This is a genomic window from Pinibacter aurantiacus (assembly GCF_019130065.1).
GTDB lineage: Bacteria > Bacteroidota > Bacteroidia > Chitinophagales > Chitinophagaceae > Pinibacter > Pinibacter aurantiacus.
In genome coordinates this window covers 1-20,705 of sequence record NZ_JAHSPG010000009.1, presented here as the reverse complement: position 1 = coordinate 20,705, position 20,705 = coordinate 1, and the positions used below count along the sequence as shown (strand labels likewise).

15 protein-coding genes are annotated in these 20,705 nt (G+C 41.8%); 10 read left to right on the top strand and 5 right to left on the bottom strand.

The window, feature by feature from the left end; all coding sequences use genetic code 11:
• Positions 1-80: 80 nt before the first annotated feature.
• Entirely contained in the window at positions 81-1,901 is a 1,821-nt protein-coding gene (locus KTO63_RS12760) for a DNA polymerase III subunit gamma/tau (protein WP_217791694.1), read from the top strand.
• 267 nt (positions 1,902-2,168) lie between these two features.
• The gene (locus KTO63_RS12755; protein WP_217791693.1) at positions 2,169-5,627 is read left to right on the top strand and encodes a polysaccharide deacetylase family protein; all 3,459 of its coding nucleotides are present in this window, start codon (positions 2,169-2,171) and stop codon (positions 5,625-5,627) included.
• A gap of 100 nt (positions 5,628-5,727) precedes the next feature.
• Here KTO63_RS12755 and KTO63_RS12750 read toward each other — a convergent pair whose 3' ends face one another.
• Both KTO63_RS12750 and KTO63_RS12745 read right to left on the bottom strand, forming a co-directional pair.
• The gene (locus KTO63_RS12750) at positions 5,728-6,705 is read right to left on the bottom strand and encodes a Gfo/Idh/MocA family protein (RefSeq protein ID WP_217791692.1); all 978 of its coding nucleotides are present in this window, start codon (positions 6,703-6,705) and stop codon (positions 5,728-5,730) included.
• Positions 6,706-6,831: 126 nt separating this feature from the next.
• Complete coding sequence (locus KTO63_RS12745; protein WP_232373158.1) at positions 6,832-10,308, bottom strand: hypothetical protein; 3,477 nt, start codon at positions 10,306-10,308, stop codon at positions 6,832-6,834.
• A 53-nt stretch (positions 10,309-10,361) separates the two neighbouring features.
• On the opposite strand from KTO63_RS12745, the gene KTO63_RS12740 reads away from it, so the two are divergent.
• Together KTO63_RS12740 and ade are read left to right on the top strand one after the other, a co-directional pair.
• Positions 10,362-11,000: an MBL fold metallo-hydrolase gene (locus KTO63_RS12740; protein ID WP_217791691.1), complete on the top strand. Its 639-nt coding sequence runs from the start codon at positions 10,362-10,364 to the stop codon at positions 10,998-11,000.
• A gap of 78 nt (positions 11,001-11,078) precedes the next feature.
• On the top strand, positions 11,079-12,710 hold the full coding sequence (ade, locus tag KTO63_RS12735) for an adenine deaminase (protein WP_217791690.1): 1,632 nt from the start codon (positions 11,079-11,081) through the stop codon (positions 12,708-12,710).
• 114 nt (positions 12,711-12,824) lie between these two features.
• Here ade and KTO63_RS12730 read toward each other — a convergent pair whose 3' ends face one another.
• A complete protein-coding gene (locus tag KTO63_RS12730) occupies positions 12,825-13,220 on the bottom strand; it encodes a VOC family protein (RefSeq protein WP_217791689.1) in 396 nt (131 codons plus the stop codon).
• Between the two features lie 209 nt (positions 13,221-13,429).
• Here KTO63_RS12730 and KTO63_RS12725 point away from each other — a divergent pair, with 209 nt between their 5' ends.
• From KTO63_RS12725 to KTO63_RS12710, 4 genes are all read left to right on the top strand, one after another.
• The gene (locus tag KTO63_RS12725) at positions 13,430-14,167 is read left to right on the top strand and encodes a LiaF transmembrane domain-containing protein (protein ID WP_217791688.1); all 738 of its coding nucleotides are present in this window, start codon (positions 13,430-13,432) and stop codon (positions 14,165-14,167) included.
• A gap of 147 nt (positions 14,168-14,314) precedes the next feature.
• Positions 14,315-14,674, top strand: a complete 360-nt coding sequence (locus tag KTO63_RS12720; protein WP_217791687.1) for a DUF4288 domain-containing protein — start codon at positions 14,315-14,317, stop codon at positions 14,672-14,674.
• 12 nt (positions 14,675-14,686) lie between these two features.
• Positions 14,687-15,757, top strand: a complete 1,071-nt coding sequence (locus KTO63_RS12715; RefSeq protein ID WP_232373157.1) for a sensor histidine kinase — start codon at positions 14,687-14,689, stop codon at positions 15,755-15,757.
• A 35-nt stretch (positions 15,758-15,792) separates the two neighbouring features.
• A complete protein-coding gene (locus KTO63_RS12710) occupies positions 15,793-16,542 on the top strand; it encodes a LytR/AlgR family response regulator transcription factor (protein WP_217791686.1) in 750 nt (249 codons plus the stop codon).
• A gap of 103 nt (positions 16,543-16,645) precedes the next feature.
• Here KTO63_RS12710 and KTO63_RS12705 read toward each other — a convergent pair whose 3' ends face one another.
• Positions 16,646-17,443, bottom strand: a complete 798-nt coding sequence (locus KTO63_RS12705) for a chitinase (RefSeq protein WP_217791685.1) — start codon at positions 17,441-17,443, stop codon at positions 16,646-16,648.
• A 45-nt stretch (positions 17,444-17,488) separates the two neighbouring features.
• The gene (locus KTO63_RS12700; protein WP_217791684.1) at positions 17,489-18,589 is read right to left on the bottom strand and encodes an anhydro-N-acetylmuramic acid kinase; all 1,101 of its coding nucleotides are present in this window, start codon (positions 18,587-18,589) and stop codon (positions 17,489-17,491) included.
• A 106-nt stretch (positions 18,590-18,695) separates the two neighbouring features.
• On the opposite strand from KTO63_RS12700, the gene upp reads away from it, so the two are divergent.
• Both upp and KTO63_RS12690 read left to right on the top strand, forming a co-directional pair.
• Positions 18,696-19,346: a uracil phosphoribosyltransferase gene (gene upp, locus KTO63_RS12695; protein ID WP_217791683.1), complete on the top strand. Its 651-nt coding sequence runs from the start codon at positions 18,696-18,698 to the stop codon at positions 19,344-19,346.
• 104 nt (positions 19,347-19,450) lie between these two features.
• Positions 19,451-20,464, top strand: coding sequence for a PorP/SprF family type IX secretion system membrane protein (locus KTO63_RS12690; RefSeq protein ID WP_217791682.1), 1,014 nt, complete (start codon positions 19,451-19,453; stop codon positions 20,462-20,464).
• Positions 20,465-20,705 lie beyond the last annotated feature (241 nt).

The following is a 20,705-nucleotide window of genomic DNA, read 5'->3' as shown; positions in this document are numbered from 1 at the left end:
AGTTAATTTTCAACTCAGCGAGTCGCGCCGGCCATTTTCAAATTTTCAAATTACCACATTTTCAAATTAACTTCGCTTCCATGGATAAGTTCATCGTTTCGGCAAGAAAATACCGCCCTCAGAATTTCTCTACGGTTGTAGGGCAATCGCACATTACCACTACCCTTAAAAATGCTATTAAGAACCAGCAATTGGCGCATGCATTTTTATTTTGCGGTCCGCGTGGAGTGGGTAAAACAACCTGCGCCCGTATTCTTGCCAAAACAATCAACTGTGAAAATCCAACGCCGGATGGTGAGGCTTGCAATGAATGTCATTCCTGCGTTTCTTTTAATGAAGGCACATCGTTAAATATTCACGAGCTGGATGCTGCGAGCAACAACTCAGTGGATGATATCCGGGCACTGGTAGAACAGGTTCGTTTCGCTCCACAAGCCGGCAAATACAAGGTGTACATTGTGGATGAGGTACACATGCTGAGCGCAAGTGCCTTCAACGCGTTCCTTAAAACATTGGAAGAGCCGCCACCCTACGCCATTTTTATTTTGGCAACCACGGAAAAACATAAGATCCTTCCGACCATTTTAAGTCGCTGTCAAATATTCGATTTCAAAAGAATTACCATCAACGATACGGTGGATCACCTTGCAGAAATTTGCGAGAAAGAAGAAATCAATGCGGATAAAGCTGCCCTTCAGGTAATCGCTCAAAAAAGTGAAGGCTGCATGCGCGACTCTTTGAGTATTCTTGACAAAATAGTGAGTTTTACCAATGGTGAACTTACTTATCAAAATACACTCGAGCACCTGAATATCCTGGATGCGGACTACTACTTCAAGATGGTTGATTGCATGCTGGAACAGGATCTCGCCGGAGCAATGCTGCTTTACGATGATATCAACCGTAAAGGTTTTGAGGGAGACCTGGTTTTGAATGGTTTTGCAGAGTTCCTTCGCAACCTGCTGGTTTGTAAAGATGCAAAGGTTGCGGGATTGCTGGAAGTGGTACAAAGCTTCAGGGATCGTTATACAGCTACTGCTCAAAAAGTTTCGATTCCTTATATCATCAGCGCCTTGAACGCTCTTAATGAGGCTGAGATCAATTATAAAGCGGCAAGAAATAAACGTCTGCATGTTGAGCTTTTGTTGATCAAACTCTGCTATTTACAGCAAGCACTTGAGTTAGCTAGTTCCGGAGACGGGATTAGCAAAAAAAAAATAGCTGAATCTACACGACCTGTAGCATTCAAAAATCTGAAGATTGTAGAGCTTAAAATCGCTTCCGGTGTTGAGAGTACACCGCAAATGCCTCCTGCCGCGCAGGGTGGAGCGAAATTGATTATAGAAGAACCCCAGGTTCAATATAAAGCTCCCACTCCGCAACCGCAGCAACCGGCAGCGATGCCTGCTCCTGCCGCTAAGCAAGCTGCGACGCCGCAGTCTGGTGGTGGCAAACTTGGTTCCCTGTCAAAGATGCGCCAGCAGTTTACGGGCGGTGATGGCAACAGCGCAATGCAACAGGCTATCCCACTCACTCAAAGTGTTTTGGAAGAAGTATGGCGCAATTTTTCCGTATTACTTAAAGAAGGAAGAAACCCGGCGGCCCAAAGCTTTGATCTGGCAGTATTGCGGATCAAATCAGATGCAAGTTTTGAAATAGTTACCCCCAATAATTTACAGCAGAAATTCATCGAAGGTGAACGTGTTGGCCTGTCAGAATATTTGCAGGAAAAATTTTGTAACCGCAGACTTACTTATAATGTTATAGTTGAGCTCAACGAGGATCTTATTCCCAAGGTAGAAATGCCGCTTACCTCTAAAGAACAGTTCCAAAAAATAGCAGAAGAATACCCGGCGGTGAAGGAACTGAGGGATAGACTGAGACTGGAGCTGGATCTGTAGGAATATTTGAATAACTGAGTAACTGAATAACTGAATGTTTGGAGGTAATACAGCGAGACTGCATCTAATCTTTCAATTATTCAACTATTCAGATAGCAGCGTGCTTTGACTCAATCAATCTGTACGACATTTAACCAATCAGTTATTCAGTTACTCAGTTATTCAGTTATTAATCTTGTTAAAAGTATTTTTTCAGGGTTAACTGGTAGTTAATTAAGGTGCTTCTTTGTTTTTCCTTTAGAACTTTGCAATTCATATCATTTCATTATGAACCCTTCTACTACACAGGTCTTTCAAACGAATTCCGCCACCCGCTGGCAACGTTTTAAATGGACCAGTCGTATTTTATTGTTTCTGGCTGTTTTAGGCATTGTAATTATTACTATTACATTGGTACGTGATTACAAACCAAGCATTCCCCAACTGAAAGAAAAGAATGAGGCGTACAAAAAGATCCTTCAAACAAACCAGGCTTTTTTCCGCGACAATAAGATCAACAAGCAATATGCAGGCTTCCGTTCATATATAGATACGAAAATGGACAAGAACCAGCAGCTTGGTTGTTATATTAACAGGTATTCTCAAAACCCGGTGGACGTTGATAAACTCAATCCTTTTACCGGAGCTGAGGGACGACCTTTTTACCCCTTTAATTGTGGTATTCGCGCTGCATTTTATGTGGCCTGGGATCCACAATCTTATTTTTCTTTAAGAAGAAATATTTCCAAACTTAACCTGGTGATCCCTGAATGGATGTTCATCGATCCTAAAGGCGATAGTTTATACACCAATATTGATGATCGCGCCTATCAGCTGATGAAGGAGTCGAAAGTAAAGGTCATGCCGATCCTTTCAAACAACTTCCAGGGAACATTTAATGGCGCGGCAGTGCACCGCATCATTAACGATCCAAAGAAGAAGGAGCGTTTGATCCAGGATATTCTGAAAGTTTTATCGAAAGGAAATTTTGCAGGCATCAACGTTGACCTTGAGGACCTGGTTGAGAAAAAAGATGAGCCGATCATAGCGTTCCAGAAAGAATTGTATAGCCGCCTTCATGAAAAAGGCTACCTGGTTTCACAGGATGTAATGCCTTTCAATGAGGACTATAACTACACAGAACTCGCGAAATGCAATGACTACATTTTCCTGATGGCATATGATCAGTTTTACGACATGTCATCTCCCGGCCCTGTCAGTGCACAGAAATGGATAGAGGCCGCGGTAGACGAAGCGGCTAAAAATATTCCTTCGGAAAAAATAATTCTTTGTCTTGCCGGTTATGGTTATGACTGGCCAAAAGATGGACAGGCTTCTAACGTAACTTACCAGGAAGCATTGACAACAGCCCGGGAAAGTGAGGGTAAAATTGATTTCAACAACAACACTTACAATCTTCATTTTTCTTATTTCGACGATAACGATGCCCCTCATGAAGTTTACTTTACAGACGCCGCTACCAATTTCAACACCATGCGTTTTGCAACAGAATATGGCTTGAGTGGTGTTGCGTTATGGCGTCTTGGTTCGGAAGATAGTCGCCTTTGGGACTTTTATGACAAGGACATGGGTGTTGCGGCACTTCAACATTTTGACTTTGGAGATTTCGCCAGCGTTGAATCAAGTAATGATGTGGATTACATTGGCGATGGTGAAATACTGGATGTATTGTCTACTCCCACAAACGGACAGATCACCACAGAATTGGATTCTGCACAAATGCTTATTGCAGAGGAACACTACCTGAGCTTACCTTCTATGTTTGTTGTAAAAAAATATGGAAAGGTAAGTCCGAAGCAGGTTCTCCTCACGTTTGATGATGGCCCTGACCCAATTTACACGCCGCAAATTCTGGATATTCTTGGTCAGGAACATGTACCTGCCGCGTTCTTCCTTTTGGGAATAAATGCAGAGAATAATATTCCTCTTGTAAAACGAATTTATAATGAGGGGCATGAAATTGGCAACCACACATTCTCCCATCCCAATGTGGCTACCGTAAGTAAGCGAAGAGCCAATATTGAATTTGAATCTACGCGTTTGCTTATTGAAGCGATAACAGGCCATTCTACCATTCTGTTCCGTGCACCTTACAATGCGGATGCAATGCCTGAAACAATGGAAGAATTGGTACCTGTGGCACTGGCGCGTCAAAAGAATTATCTGGATGTGGGCGAGTCCATCGATCCGGAAGATTGGGAGCCTGGTGTGAGTGCGGATAGTATTGTGCAAAGAATAATTGATCGCAAAGCAGAGCTTGACACAATGGGCGGTATCATCCTTCTTCACGATGCGGGTGGCGACAACAGAACTCAAACAGTAAAAGCACTTCCAAGGATCATTAAGTATTTTAAAGACAACGGATATACCTTCATCACGCTTTCTGAACTGTTGCATAAAAAGAAGGACGAGCTTATGCCGCCGGTTCCTAAAGGCAGTGGTTATACGTTGATGCAGTTTAACTATTACCTTGCTGAGTTTGGCTACTGGGGCGGACGAATATTGTTCTCTTTATTCATGGTGTTTATTTTCTTATCCCTTGGGCGGATATTGCTGATGGCAGTTCTTGCATCGCGACAGAATAAAAAAGATAAACAGCTATTGGTAGCGCCAACAATAAAGGATTTCCCGCTTGTATCGATCATTGTGCCGGCTTACAACGAAGAAGTGAATGCGGTAAGCTCACTTAGTAATTTGCTCAAAACAGATTATCCAAATTTTGAAGTGTTGTTTATCGATGATGGCAGTAAAGACGCTACCTACGACAAAGTGAGCAACTTCTTTGCGGACGAGCCAAAAGTAAAAGTATTCACCAAACCTAACGGTGGTAAGGCTTCTGCATTAAACTATGGCATTTTGCAAAGCAAAGCAGACTATGTAGTTTGTATTGATGCTGACACCAAACTGCTACCAGACGCTATCTCCAAACTGATGCAGCAGTTTCTTACAACATTGCCAGGAGCAGATGAAATAGGCGCCATTGCAGGAAATGTAAAAGTGGGTAACGAAGTCAACATGCTCACGAAGTGGCAGTCGATAGAATATATCACGAGTCAGAATTTCGATCGTAAAGCCTTTGCGGCAGTTAATGCAATTACCGTCGTTCCCGGTGCTATTGGTGCATTCCGCAAAAAAGCCATTGAAGATGCCGGTGGCTTTACTACAGATACACTCGCAGAGGATTGCGATTTAACCATTCGCATCTTACGTTGTGGCTACACCGTTAAAAACGAGAACAAAGCGATCGCGATGACAGAAGCGCCGGAATCACTGAAAATGTTTTTGAAACAACGTTTCCGCTGGAGCTTTGGCGTTATGCAAACTTTCTGGAAAAATCGTGACGCGTTGTTCAACTGGAAATACAAATGGCTCGGTTGGCTGGCACTGCCAAACATTCTCATCTTCCAGTTTATGATACCGGCAATTGCACCATTAGCAGATGTGTTTATGATTATCGGCATATTGACCGGAAACGCAGCTAAAATACTTTCGTATTACTTCATCTTTATGTTGGTAGATGGAGCCGTATCCATTCTTGCTTTCAGTTTCGAAAAAGAAAAATATGGCAAGCTGTGGTGGCTGTTCCCTCAGCGTTTGATTTACCGCTGGCTGATGTATTATATACTGTTCAAATCATTCCGCAAGGCAATCAAAGGAGAACTCCAACATTGGGGCGTTTTGAAGAGAACGGGAAATGTGAAGGACATTGCAGTAGGGGCGAATTGAATTCGCCCAATTGAATAACTGATTAACTGAATAACTGAATGTTTGATATTCGTACTGTAAAATTGAAATTCGACCTTCAGTTATTCAGTTAATCAGTTATTCAGTCATTGTAACTTACTCCCATCTGATGCAAAATAATATCCATCGTGCGGCTCATTGTCAATGTGAAGTCATGGGGCATGAGTGGTGATTCTTTATAACCTTTATCAAGGCAATCCATTACATGCATTATTTCATGCTCAAACCCATTACTGCCGTGCGGCATAGAAAACGATTGCTTGTCTCCGTCGTTAAGTGAGACTAGCATGTCCGTTGCTTTATGCCATGGCGCTTGTAAAATGATTTTTCCTTTAGTTCCTATTATCTCCGCATTTTTTTCCGAGTTCATGGTGATGGAAGAAAAAATAGAAGCCGACCTGCCACCACTGTATTTCAACAGAGCATTGCAGTACTCGTCAGCACCTGTTTTGGTTAGCTTTGAGGCGCTGTGTATGGAACCTGGTTCGCCAAATAATAAGGTAGCTAAAAACAAAGGATAAATGCCCACATCCAATAACGATCCTCCGCCGAGTTTTAAATTATACAAGCGGTTGTTTTCATCTGCCGGAGCATTGAATCCAAAATCGGCTCTTGCGTACTGCACTTCTCCAATAACATCCTGCTTAATCAACTCCAGTGCTTTGTTGATCGAAGGCATAAATCTGCTCCACATGCCTTCCATAAAAAACACATTGTACTCACGGGCCGCTCCAATCATTTTCACTACTTGCGCATAGCTTAATGCCATGGGCTTTTCGCATACAACAGCTTTGCTGTTTTGCAAACACAAAATGGAATGTTCACAGTGAAAAGCATGCGGTGTGGCCACGTAAATAATATCAACATTTGCGTCCATTGCAAGGCTTTCATAGTCGTTGTAAACAACAGACACGCCATGCCTTACAGCAAAATCCTGTCCCTTCTGTTTATTACGTGATGCAATTGCATACAGCTCTGCACCTTCTGTGTATTCGATGGCCGTTGCAAATTTTTCGGCAATTTTTCCAGCACCTAAAATGCCCCATTTATATTTTTTCATCAGATTATTTTTTACTCGATTTTGGCGATAACACATTGCTAGAGGCAATAAAATAAAACTGCAAGGCTACAAGCCTTGCAGAGCGAAACCGCTTTAATCTATATTTTTCTTTATTTGAAATATCGTTTAGAAATCAACACCCATGGCGAAATACAACAGAGGTTTGCCACCAAAGAATCTTCCCATTGGCCAGCCTGTGTCCATTCTGATAAAGTAGCCAAGCAATGTACTGCGTACACCAAAGCCATAACCACCTACAAACGGTCCAACACCTCCGGCTTTCAATTTCACTAACAAATCACCCTCGCCATATACTTGCTCCGGCCTTTTAATTCCTCCTACTTCGCCATCCCAGGCTGTTCCAAGATCGATGAACTGAGTTACCTGGAAATTACGTATAAAGGCATTATTGATCGGCTTCTTAATCAGCGTACTGAATACAGGGAACCTGAACTCACTATTCATCACAAATGCATTATTGCCGTTGGCTATATTTTGTTTGTAACCTCTCACATTTACCGCCAGTGACTGGAATGCATATTCCGTATTTGTTGGAGGCGCAGGTTGGCTATAAGCTTTAGGTCCAAGCCAGCCATCCACACCGCCGAGGTAGTACACAATCTTCTGTGTACCAAGAGAGGCATCGCCCGCAGCCCTGAACGCCCAGATGAAATTCTGGAATATAGGTTTGTAATAACGACCGTCGAAGCCAACGTTGAACCCTGTTGGGTTAACATTTTCCTGCTTGTTAAGTCTTGTATTAAAATCGACATATGCCTTGTAACGCAAGCCGTTCAGGATGTTAGTTGTTTTCTGAACGGTGTTGTCGTGAACATATTCCAGTCGGAACAAACCATATAGCTGTTTTACATCGGGGATGAGAACAGAATATGGATCTTCAAACATTCCTTTGTATACATATTTATCGCTTCTTACACCAAATGAAAAGCGTACGCTCTTAACTCTGTTGAAAGGATATTTCATAATACCCTGGAACAAGTTGGTGTATTGTTTCATTATATGACCGGTGTAATCGGTACCCACATCAGTTTTGCGATAGTAAATGATAGAGTAATCAATTCTCTTTTTCAGATAATCAAACCTCGCCATTTGCTCGCCGCCTGAGTTGAACAAAGAACCTGTTCCGGGAATAAACAAACTCGTTCCCGTTTGTCCCCCACCATTTCCAACGGATACAGAACCGCTACCGCCGGTGTTAATTAACGGAATACGAATCATGCCTGTGAAACGCAGGTCTTCAAACAGATCATATACCGACACGCTGAACATACCGTTGAATCCGTTATTGCTGCTAAGCGTTACCGGCACAGACCCTGTGTATGGATCAAACCTCGTAACAAGAACATCATTGTTGAATAAGGAAGTGGTAATTTGATCGGCAGAAAACTTCAACCTGTAATCATAATGTTTCGCCTTGTCCAAAACCGTTGGGGGTGGCGGTGCTACATTCGAATTACCATTTTCAGGATTTGCATTTTTTGCCGAGTCCTGTTTTTCGTTTTCAAATTCATTCTCAAAAACGTTATTCTGCTTCTTGCTTTGGTCGTCTTGTGTCTGCAATAGCTCCGCAGAATTCATTCTCGCATCAGCTATCGTCTTTGCCCTGTATTCTGTTGTTTTAGGATTTACATTTCTTCTTCTCAAAGTACTGTCGTCAACCTTTAATCTGTATAACAGTTTCAAATCACCTTCTTGTCTTGTTTCACTTACAACGCCGCGCTCACCGGCTGCCTTTGTTTCTTTAATGCCACTTTGATAGTTGGTCATTGGGAAAACATAGGCAGAATCCAGTGTTACAGAGAATGTATATATAGTGTCCGGCTCATCTTTTTTGTGAGCACGCAACAATGAATCAACATCTTTATAATCCGGGTTTCTCAGTATATCATCTCCTATTTTGTAAATGGTATCTACTCCTGCTCGTTTGGTGCTGAAGAAACCTGCAAACCTGTTTGCCACACCATTTTCGTCACTTACAAATGTGAAGTGTGTGTTGTTGTACTGAACCGGGAAACGGGCATTTCCCCATTGCATATTACTTAACTGTGAAATTTGCTTAAACTCGCTCTGGTTCCAGTTGTCTACAAGAAAAATGTTATACCTGTTGTGAGAAGGCAACACTGTATCGGAGGATATTGCTTTTCCTGAAGGTCTGTTAGATGAGTAAATAATCCCTGTTTTACCCGGAAATGCTACGAAAGATGGATCGAGGTCATCCCAAATATCATTCGTGATCTGTTTCGTCTCGTTCTTCTCTATGTCGTAAGTATAAATATCGGATTGTCCTTTTTTAACCGCGCTAAACAACAAGGTATTTGCATTTAGCATAAAACTCATGTCCTGTATCTGATCAAAGCCCTCGATTGTCTGTTTGTTCTTTTTCAGTTTAGAAACCATGTCATAAATAAAGAACCTGATCTTCCCTTCAGAATTATAAATTACCGCCAGCCTTGTGCCTTTCGGATCCCAAGCCATCATCGGATAGTTAGGATTGGGTTTATTATCTGGATTGATAACTCCATTTTTCAGTAGCACTTTTCTGTCCACGTAGTTTTCATACAACACAACTCTTTCTATTCCTCTTTTATATTCTACCACTGCATACGTTTGGCTTTTAGGAGCAGGGTTAGGGGAAAAGTTGAAAAAATCTTTGTTCTGATTTATATCCTCTGTTACAGACAAATTTCCTTTGGGATTATTTCTTCTTCCCCGAATGTCTTTGTAATACTTTTCAGATTCTTTATCCATAAACTCCTGCAGCACATCCTTGAACTTCTGTTTGCAAATGCGCATCGATGCAGTGTTCAGATTTCTGTAAATGCGGGCGAGGTATAAAAAATAAGTAACGTTTTCCTGTTTGTAATTCGTTGCGATGTAATGCCAGAAAGCATGCCCTGCGAGTTGTGGTTTTGCGTAAGCAAACTGGTAAAAATTTTTGTAATCGGCAGACATCAAAACAGATTTCAATTGATCGTCCAGTTCTGTGCTCCAGTTTTCACCGGCGTAAGACACATACCCGTCAATGAGCCATTGCGGAAGATCAAGAAGCGCTTTATTTGCAGCAAATTCTCCAAGGTCATCTCCAAACAACACGTTATCCAATAATATTTTCGCAATTCCCTGCCTTACCTGGATGCGGAGGTTGGCGTGATCGCTATTGTAGTAGACAATCATTTTGTTGTTTACCAATTTAGTATTGCCTCCGGTGATCTGAAAATCGCCGGCCAAACCAATATTGGTTTGCTGCATATCATCATAACTGTTGTAAATAATAATGTTGGCCCGTCTTTGTAAAGCGTACTCCGCAAATTTTTCAAGCCCTCCCAATTCCTCCTCCGCCATTTGAGCCACATATTTTGCAAGGCCTTCTCCGCCCTGACTGTAATAGCTATTGAAGTTGTTCGTTTGATAATATTCCCACTTAAATTTTCGGTATTGAACCCTGTTTTTTCCAAATTCAACTGTATTCACCTGGGCAAACAGATCACTGGAAGAGTAAACAAGCAATACGGATAAAATAAGAAAAGTAAAATATCGACAACCGTTCATTAACAAATTATTCTTCGGAAATTGCATAGCCATTAATTGTTAATTAAAATTATGGTTTTTCGCCTTAATCACTGTTAAATATATCTATGTTACAAGTTAAGACTTTTGCGTTCAATCCCCTTCAGGAAAACACCTATGTTTTATATAACGAGAATTTGGATTGTTGCGTCATCGATCCGGGCTGTTATTTTAATAACGAAAAAGAAAGGTTAAAGGATTTTATAGAGCAGCAAAAACTAAGCCCGAAGTATTTGCTAAATACACATTGCCACCTTGATCACGTTTTTGGAAATAAGTTCGTACACGATACCTGGCAATTACCACTTTATTTAAACGAAAAAGATGTCCCCTTGCTTGAACGGGCAGCCGTTTCAGGCACATATTACAACCTTCCTTTTGAAAATTATAGCGGTCCTATGCATTTTTTGACAGAAGGTGACACAATTAAACTCGGCGACGATGAACTGAAGGTTCTTTTTACCCCCGGACATGCTCCGGGCCATATTTGTTTCTATTGCGAAAAACAGGAGTTTATTATTGCCGGCGATGTGCTTTTCAAACTAAGCATCGGCCGCACAGACCTTCCCGGTGGTGATTATAATACACTTATCGACAGCATCAGGGAAAAACTTTTTACCTTACCCGATGCCGTAAAGGTTTATCCGGGTCACGGCGAGGCGACGACGATTGGATTTGAGAAAAGAAATAACCCGTTCCTGAATTAAGAAGAGAGGCACACGGATGACACTGATTTGGCAGATGTGCACTGATTTTTATTTGTAAAAACAAAAAGTGATTGGCAGATGAATTTTAACATACAAGGAAATATCGTTGATATAGTAAATAAAAAGATTTTTAAAGGAGCTGTTAACGTACAAGATGGCTTGATAAAAGAGATAGCAATCCTCTCTTCAGAGCCTGATAAAAATCTACCCTATTTACTTCCCGGTTTTATCGACTCTCATGTGCACGTGGAAAGCTCTATGCTCGTGCCGTCCGAATTTGCGAAGTTGGCTGTTGTGCATGGTACAGTCTCCACTATAAGCGACCCTCACGAAATAGCCAATGTTTGCGGTGTGGAGGGCGTTCGTTACATGATTGAAAACGGGAAAACGGTTCCTTTTAAGTTCAACTTTGGAGCTCCGAGTTGTGTGCCAGCCACTATTTTTGAAACTGCCGGTGCAGAAGTTACCGTTACCGATATTGAAGAATTGCTCGCAAGCGATGACATCAAATACCTCACGGAAATGATGAACTTTCCGGGCGTTCTCCATCAAGATAAAGATGTGATGGCAAAAATTGCCGCCGCAAAGCGCTTAGGCAAGCCCGTTGATGGTCACGCACCGGGGTTAAGAGGTGATCAGGCAAAACAATACATTGACGCAGGTATAAGCACCGACCACGAATGTTTTACCATCGAAGAAGCCCTTGATAAGTTGAGGTATGGAATGAAAATCCTGATCAGGGAGGGAAGCGCCGCTAAAAACTTTGAAGCATTGGTCGACTTACTGCATGAGCATAGCGCTAACATTATGTTTTGCAGCGATGACAAACACCCGGACAGTCTTGCGGAAAGTCACATCAATGAGCTTTGTGCAAGAGCGGTGAAAAAAGGAATTGATGTTTTCAAAGTCCTGCAGGCAGCGTGTATCAATCCTATTGAACATTACAAGCTGGATGTCGGCTTTTTGCGCAAGGGAGATAAAGCCGATTTCATCGCCGTTGAAGATCTTGACAAATTTAAAGTGCTTAAGACTTTTATTGATGGCGAGCTGGTCGCTGAAAACGGCAAATCGCTGATTGTTCCTAAACCGGCTTCCATCATCAACAATTTTCATTGCTCCCCAAAAACGGTAGAAGACTTTTCAACCAAATGGAACGGAGAAAAGGAAATCGTGGTAATGGAGGCACTGGACGGTCAGTTAATTACTAATAAGTTGCTATTACCGCCAACCGTCGAAAATGGCAATATTGTTAGCAATACGCAAACAGATGTACTGAAAATAGTCGTGGTGAATCGCTACAATCCTGCTCCGATCGCGAAGGCCTTTATTAAAAACTTTGGCTTGAAACAAGGCGCCATCGCTTCATCGGTGGCGCACGACAGTCACAATATCGTTGCTGTTGGCGTGGACGATGAAACCCTGTGCAAAGCAGTAAATCTCGTAATAGAAAAAGAAGGTGGCGTAAGCTGTGTTGGAAAAGATGTTGAAATGGTTCTCGGGCTACCTGTAGCTGGTTTAATGAGTAATAAAGATGGCTATGCGATTGCAGAACAATACGCCGCCATTGACAGAGCTGCAAAATCTCTTGGCTCTACCCTTTCAGCACCTTTCATGACCCTTTCCTTCATGGCGCTTCTGGTAATTCCACACGCCAAACTGAGCGATAAAGGGTTGTTTGACGGAGACAATTTTACATTTTTTACCCCGTAGAGACGCATGAAAATGCGTCTCCTGCCATGCGGCGTGTCGCACCGCAGGAACGTCTGCTGTAGTGCAACACGTCGTTGTTAAAAGAGACGCATTTTCATGCGTCTCTACGGAATTTTACGAACCTGCGTGCAATCCCATTCTATTGCCCTCTGTGTCCACAAAAAATGCCATGTAACCAATGTCTTCGTTGATCAATGTCTTTGGCATAATGACCTTTCCGCCCGCGGCCTCAATTTTATCAACCACCGTTTGAATGGCGGGATTGGCATTTAAATAAATTACCGCACCATCCATCGATGGTTTGTGCATGGGCCCCTTTACCAAAGCACCCGAAACTTTACCAGTGGGCTCCATGGTGAAAGGAAATGAAGTCATCTCCATTCCCATCATTTCATTTGTTTCCATCTTGATGTCGAAAATGGTTTCATAAAACTTTTTTGCCCTCGCAGTATCGGTAACCGGAATTTCAAACCAATTCAACGCATTGGTATTAGCTGATAGTTTTTCCATGACGTAAAATTTTGTCGTTAAGTACAACTAAAAACAATCATAAGCCGGATAGGTTTTCATCGCCGCATTATTATAATGTGAAGCCTATTGTTGACATCTGCAAAATTTTACCGCCAATTTCATGTCGCTTACCGAGGTTTTGACTGTAATTGCCTAAATGCAATTGTTAACCTATCTTTCACGATATAGTTTTGAATAAAATTTACACAATGGACAACGAAAAATATTACCGCGAAAAAGTTAGAACGCCAAGAGTGTTTGTAGGCATTATCCTGCTCGGAGTCGGTGGTTTATTAATCGCTAGGGAAATGGGCGCTTTTGTTCCGTCATGGTTATTGTCATGGCAAATGATACCAATAGCGGTAGGTATTCTCATAGGAATTAAGCATCGTTTTAACGGCATAGGATGGCTGATGCCAATTCTAGTGGGACTCTTTTTTCTTGTCAGCGACTTTTTTCCCGAAATGAATTTGTATCGCTACACCTGGCCGATCGGAATCATATGTTTTGGTCTTTTCTTCATCTTCAAAGACAAAAGAAGACAAACCGACATCAACCGCTACTGGAAAGAACATAAGAAGTTCGATTATAGCACACCGGCAGTTCCAGTAAATGGAGACATGATTGATGAAAACGCAGTATTTGCCAGCACAAGAAAGAGTGTTATCTCTAAAAACTTTCTGGGTGGGGATGTGAACGCTGTGTTTGGCAGCTCTGAGATAAATCTTTTGAAAGCCGAAATAGAAACGGTTGCGAGAATGGATGTTAGCGCCGTGTTTGGCAGCGTTAGATTATTGGTTCCACCGCACTGGCAAATCAAACTGGAGAACAATAGTGTGTTTGGCGGCGTAGAGGACAAACGTCCGGAAAACCTGGTCGCCTCTGATAAAATATTGTTGCTCGAAGCAAACGCAGTCTTCGGCGGAATCGAAATCACGAGCTTTTAATTAATGGAGAATTGAAAGTTGAAAATTGAAAATGATGCTGTAATTCGATTACGCTAAAGAGGTTTCGAACACTATCAATTTTTAAGGAACAATTTTCAACTTTCGGTTCTCTCCATTTTCAATTTTCAATTTTCAACTTTCAATTATATGAATTGGTATCTTACAAAACTGGTGTACCAGATTATATGTGGAGATGGCAATCATACTCCACAATTTGACGAACAACTTCGCTTGATCAAAGCTGTCAATCCGGCGCAGGCACTTGATAAAGCCAGAAATATCGGAAATAAAGAATCAGAAACTTTTTTTAACGATGACCAGCAAATTGTACAATGGAAATTCATTGATGTCTGCACTTTGCAGCCAATTGTAGAACTTGCAGATGGCGCAGAAGTATTTTCCCAAATACAGGAATACAGCGATGAATCGGGCTACCTGAAAATGATAAAAGATAAAGCAGGCAAACTAACAGGCTCCCTTGAAAAAAGTGCAATTCCAGCAGTTTAAACACACAACACCTTGGCAACAGTACCAAAATCTCCGCGCATAGTTCTCCACAGCATTCTTGCAGTATGTTGGTGCATTTGGGGAATCCTGCATGCGATCATCATACAGAAAATGGGCTTTGCGCTAAAGATTGGAATTTTAGACAGTTGTATCACCAACACGTTGCTTGTAGGCGGTTTCATGATCGTAAACAACACCTTTCAATATTATTTGCCGCAGAAAGAAAAACTTTGGTACCTCATCGTTTTTTGCGCAGCACTTACCGGCATATTGGTTTTAATTGACTACCTGATACTGTTGGCCATTTTTAGAAACGATGCAAGCTTCAGAGAGTTTTTTCAGTCCTCTGTTCCGGTTAGAATGGGGGTGATTGCGATCATGTTGGGCTGGCAGTCTTTACTAACAATTCTCTTAAACACATTGAAAGAGCAAAAGCTAAGAGATGATCGCAAAAATGAAATAGAAAAACTAGCAAAAGATGCAGAACTTTTCAAGCTCAGACAACAACTACAACCGCATTTTTTGTTCAACAGTCTTAACTCGATCAACGCGCTCATTGGCATTAAACCTCAGCAAGCGCGCACAATGATTGAGCAACTATCCGATTTTTTGCGAGGCAGTATAAAAAAAGAAGACCAGCAATGGACAACGCTTTCAGAAGAACTGGATTACCTGCAACTGTATCTTGATATTGAGAAAGTGCGCTTCGGGTATCGTCTCAATACTGTTGTAACATGCGACGAAAACACCGGCAAACTTCAACTTCCGCCCATGGTTCTGCAACCTATTGTTGAGAATGCCATTAAGTTTGGCCTGTACGACACCATGGGTGAAGTGACCATCAGCATCACAGCCAACAAAGATGAAAATGGTTACCTTAACGTTTGTGTGCAAAATCCATTCGATCCTGAAACTGCTTATCCCAAAAGGGGTACAGGCTTTGGTTTAAGCTCCGTGCAAAGAAGATTGTTTCTGTTATTTTCAGCTAATGATCTGCTCACAACAAACGCAACAGACCACCAATTTATAACCACCATTAAAATACCACAACCCAAAATGCAAGAACTTGAACCGGTGGTTTGAGCTAACAATTTTTGAGTTGAAATAAAAAAGCACAGATGAAAGCAGTTATTATAGACGACGAACCTTTGGCTATTATGATAGTTAAAGAATATCTTCAAACATACCCAGATATAGAAATCGCACAGGAATGCAACGATGGTTTTGAAGGCGTGAAAGCCATTATGCAACACAAGCCAGACTTGATTTTCCTCGACATTCAAATGCCGAAAATAAATGGCTTTGAAATGCTTGAGCTGATAGAAGAACCACCTGCTGTAATCTTCACCACAGCATTTGACGAATATGCAATCAAAGCATTTGAAAGCCACGCAATAGATTATTTGTTGAAGCCTTATAGCAAAGAGCGTTTTGATAAAGCCGTTCAAAAATTTTTATCCGCCAATAACAATGGTGCAAAAAAAAGCAGTGCGGCAAACACGCAGGCATTGCTCGAAAGCGCAGCAGAATCGCCCTCTCAAAACAACAGAGTGGTGGTAAAGAACAGCGGTAAGATCAAGATCATTCCTGTTGATACAATCAATTATCTCGAAGCTGCAGATGATTACGTAAAAATTGTTACCAAAGAAGGCGCTTTTTTGAAAAACAAAACGATGTCATTTTTTGAAAAAACCCTGAATCCACAAGTGTTTGTGCGTGTACATCGCTCCTTTATCGTAAACATCAACGAAATAAGCAAACTCGATGTTTATGAAAAAGATAGCTACATAGCTACTTTACGCGACGGTTCAAAAGTATCTGTAAGTAAAACAGGTTACCCCAAGTTGAAGTCTGTGCTTGGACTGTAACAGGAGTTAGGAATTAGAAATTAGGAGTTAGAACCTAGGCGTCTCGCGACGAATACAGTAGTTTCAACCCAATTCCTAACTCCTAATTCCTAATTTCTAATTCCTAGTAAGTTCCCATCCCTTTGCAATCACAATGCTCATCCACCGTAGTGCCCAAAACTTTGGCGTAGTATTTATAGCAGTCGATCCTGTTCTGTTTATTGTCAACAATCGCAGGATCAGTAGAACTGCATTCAACGCCTCCATTGATAATATTTATGGTCATGCCGAAGCCAGGTTCGCGGTGTAGTTCCTTGTCCTTGTCATTGGGCTGCCATTTACCCGTCATTACATCATGGCATGAAGGTTTGGCTCCCTGGGCTTTCATCCAAAACCAAATCGCTGTTTTAAAAGAGATGACACCATTGGTGCTCGCTAATTCAGGCTTATCAAGTAATGGAAGTTTAAGTTCATCGCCAGCGAGTCCGTAGTTGTAGGTGTATGAAATTTGCAAAGGCCCGCGACCATGATAAGACTTGCCTGGCACCGGTTTATAATCACTGGTACCTGAAATATTGTATTGAGTGCAATGCCCGTCTTTACAGGATTGCTCTTCTGTATACACCAGGCCCCAAACCTCTCTGCCACCGGGCGCATCCTTCCAGCCACCCGTCGTCTCTTGCGATGCATTTGCAAAAAAAGCAGCCAGTTCCCGCTTTTTCGTTTTGTCATCGCCTTCACCGCAGAAAGCTGGAAAAGCTTTACACGCTTGAACGAAAGCCTCATAGGTAAATATAGCGTTGTGATGAGCAAACATTTTCTCATACTGCTTCTTACTGATAAGATGTATCACACTATTCGAATTCGTGCTTCCAAATGCAAATACTAACAGTATACAACACGCGAAGATTGTTTTCCTCATGTGACAAAAAAATTTATTTGATCAGATAATAATGTCTCCTCAATACTACGAAGCACCCAGCCACAATGCACCTCCAACGCTGTTGCGCTTTGCGCCTGTAACACTTGCAAGCACATTGTAATCTTCGCGCCAACGCAATACGCCAATCAAAGCCATAATGATAGCCTCTTTAAATTCAACCAAAGTTCTATCTGGCATTTCTACAACAATATTCCATTCGCCCAATTGTTCACGTAATCTGCTTACAAGGAAATCATTCAAAGCACCACCTCCAGAAACCAACAATTTATATTGATCTCCTGCCAGCGAAAAATCTTTGATGATTTGTTGAGCCGCTTTTTTGGTTTGCAAAGCAATGTGCTCAACTGCCGTTGCCAGTGCATCTTCCGTAGATAAACCATGATTGTTTATCAGCGGATAAATAACGTCTTTCCCAAAATCATTCGACAGAGATTTAGGATATGGCAAACTGTAATATTCCAAACCAGACAACTCATTCAAAATCCTTTCATTCACATTTCCTTTTGCCGCCAAAGCGCCGCCTTCATCATAAGCTTTCCCATCTTTCTTTGCGAACGCATTCAACACCGCATTTGCAGGACATACATCAAACGCAATATATTTCTCGGGGTTATTGAATGAAATATTTGCAATGCCCCCAAGATTTAAAAAGAAATTATACCCGCTCAATAAAAGTTTTTCGCCAATCGGCACAATAGGAGCTCCCTGGCCGCCCAGCGCAACATCAAGTGACCGGAGATCGCTTACTACGGGAAGCTCCGTAACCGCTGCAATAGAAGCTCCGTCCCCAACCTGGAAGGTCATCATACTTTGCGGCGCGTGAAAAACAGTGTGACCGTGAGAAGCAATCAGATCGACCTTATGGTGCAAATTAAAATCATCAATAAACTGGTTAATTTGCTCTCCGATAAATCTCCCATACTTTGTATGAAATATCTGTAAATCAAGCGCAGAAAGCTTTCCGGCGTTCTTTAGCGCATTGCTCCATTCTGAAGTATAACTGTAAATCGCAGCATTTTGAATTTCATAGCTCCACTTACCACCTGTTTCCTGTATGTGCACATACGCAATATCCAATCCGTCCAGCGAACTGCCGCTCATTATTCCGATTGCTTTATAAACCATTTTTATTAATATTTACATTGTTGATGGAAATCTCTATAATTTCTCTCGAAAGATTATAGTTTTGAGATGCAAAGTTGAAATTTAATCATTCAAAAGTCAAAATTAAATGGTTGTCAACCTAAGTAAACAATATTCGTTATTAAGTGATTGGGTTTCCGAGTTACGCAACGTCGATATCCAAAATGACAGAATGAGATTCCGCCGCAACCTCGAAAGGATTGGCGAAGTGGCAGCCATAGAAATAAGCAAAACGCTCGCTTATACGCCTACTGACATTCAAACGCCGCTTGGAACATCAGTTTGCAATCTTCTCAGCAAGCAACCCGTTTTAGCAACCATTTTAAGAGCAGGACTTCCTTTGCATCAGGGCTTGCTTAACTATTTTGACAGGGCAGACAATGCTTTTATTTCAGCTTATCGCAAACACCATAAAGACGGCTCATTCGAAATAAGCCTCGAGTACGTTTCATGTCCTGAACTCGAAGACAGAACAGTGATTATTTCTGACCCAATGCTCGCGACCGGCGCTTCATTGGTAAAGACAATTCAGTACTTAAGAGACGAAGGACACCCGGCAGAAATTCACGTTGTTTGTGCCATTGCGTGCACCGTTGGAATTGAGTATGTTCTCCGCAGTGAACCCAAGGCTAAGATCTGGTGCGGAGCCATTGACGACGAGTTAACTGCCAAGGGATATATCGTTCCCGGTCTGGGCGATGCGGGTGATTTGGCTTTTGGAAATAAAGTGCAGATGTAAGCCATTTTTTTTCTAACTTACCGTGCAGATCGCAAAAAGATTAATCCAAAATTTTACTGAGATTCCCCGATTTTAGTAATGCTCCCTAAATTTTAATTGTGCTGATGAAAAAAATTCTCTGCTTTTGTGCAATGGGACTGTTTTTGGCCACAAAGTCATTTGGCCAGGATCCCCATTTTTCTCAATTCTTTGCTTCCCCACTTACATTAAATCCTGCGCTTACGGGAAAATTTGATGGAGTTGTTCGGGTGGCCGGTAACTACCGGAATCAATGGCCTGCAATCAGTAAGGCATTTATTACTTCAACTGTTTCTGTTGACGCCCCCGTTCTTTCCGGAAAACTTCCTTACACCGATACCTGGGGAGTAGGTTTAATGGCCATGACCGATAGAACCGCAGATGGTATTTTGAATAGCAACTTTCTTGCAATCTCCACCTCCTATCACAAAGGCCTGGACGAAGACGGCTTGCACCAAATAGGGATCGGCTTCCAGGGCGCATATTCTAACAAACGCCTGGACGCAACAAGGCTCCATTTTGAAAACCAGTTAGACCTTGATGGAAACTGGTCAAATCCGAGCGGCGAATCCTTTGCAAACACAAAGCTTAATGTAAACTACTTCGACTTCAACGCGGGTTTCCTTTATAGCGGCTCAACAACAGGCTACAATAACTTTTACGCGGGATTTTCGGTTTATCACATTAACAGACCTAAAGAATCTTTCACAAACGGATATTACGTTCTAGACCCAAGAGTAACATTTCATGCCGGCGGCTATTTTCCCATTGCAGATAATGCGGTTCTCCACGTCAGTGGTTTACACAGTCGCCAAAGTGGTGCTTATGAAACTGTTATTGGTGGTGCGGTTGCTATAAATGCAACAGGCGATGAAGAGCATCCTACAAACTTTTATATTGGAAGCTGGTATCGTTTTAAAGATGCCATTATACCGTACGTAGGTTTTGAGTTTTCTGATTTTAGACTGGGCGCAACCTACGATGTTAATACTTCAAGCCTTAAAACGGCCAGCCAAAGTCGTGGCGGCATCGAAATTTCACTGATTTACATTAAACAGGCAAGCGACGGTAAGAAAAATATTCCTTGTCCTAAATTCTAAAACAAGTCTTTTATTGGGTCACCTGAGGGATTTCTGTTAGACATTGTTGCGTCGCACACTTGAACTGTAGTAATCCTATTGATCGATAAAATTCAGTTCGCACAATACAACAAGAACAAGTTCGGTGGAAGAAGAAACGACTACTAATAAATCGCTTTATAATAAAAGAGAGCATCACAATAGTGGTGCTCTCTTTTTTGTCTATACATGGCTCAGCCTGGGCTGTATTCGATTAAAAGCA

Bases quoted from the DNA above. Each gene is read 5' to 3' on its own strand.
- KTO63_RS12760 (WP_217791694.1), top strand. From the start codon at position 81: ATGGATAAGTTCATCGTTTCGGCAAGAAAATACCGCCCTCAGAATTTC.
- KTO63_RS12755 (WP_217791693.1), top strand. From the start codon at position 2,169: ATGAACCCTTCTACTACACAGGTCTTTCAAACGAATTCCGCCACCCGC.
- KTO63_RS12750 (WP_217791692.1), bottom strand. From the start codon at position 6,705: ATGAAAAAATATAAATGGGGCATTTTAGGTGCTGGAAAAATTGCCGAA.
- KTO63_RS12745 (WP_232373158.1), bottom strand. From the start codon at position 10,308: ATGGCTATGCAATTTCCGAAGAATAATTTGTTAATGAACGGTTGTCGA.
- KTO63_RS12740 (WP_217791691.1), top strand. From the start codon at position 10,362: ATGTTACAAGTTAAGACTTTTGCGTTCAATCCCCTTCAGGAAAACACC.
- ade (WP_217791690.1), top strand. From the start codon at position 11,079: ATGAATTTTAACATACAAGGAAATATCGTTGATATAGTAAATAAAAAG.
- KTO63_RS12730 (WP_217791689.1), bottom strand. From the start codon at position 13,220: ATGGAAAAACTATCAGCTAATACCAATGCGTTGAATTGGTTTGAAATT.
- KTO63_RS12725 (WP_217791688.1), top strand. From the start codon at position 13,430: ATGGACAACGAAAAATATTACCGCGAAAAAGTTAGAACGCCAAGAGTG.
- KTO63_RS12720 (WP_217791687.1), top strand. From the start codon at position 14,315: ATGAATTGGTATCTTACAAAACTGGTGTACCAGATTATATGTGGAGAT.
- KTO63_RS12710 (WP_217791686.1), top strand. From the start codon at position 15,793: ATGAAAGCAGTTATTATAGACGACGAACCTTTGGCTATTATGATAGTT.
- KTO63_RS12705 (WP_217791685.1), bottom strand. From the start codon at position 17,443: ATGAGGAAAACAATCTTCGCGTGTTGTATACTGTTAGTATTTGCATTT.
- KTO63_RS12700 (WP_217791684.1), bottom strand. From the start codon at position 18,589: ATGGTTTATAAAGCAATCGGAATAATGAGCGGCAGTTCGCTGGACGGA.
- upp (WP_217791683.1), top strand. From the start codon at position 18,696: ATGGTTGTCAACCTAAGTAAACAATATTCGTTATTAAGTGATTGGGTT.
- KTO63_RS12690 (WP_217791682.1), top strand. From the start codon at position 19,451: ATGAAAAAAATTCTCTGCTTTTGTGCAATGGGACTGTTTTTGGCCACA.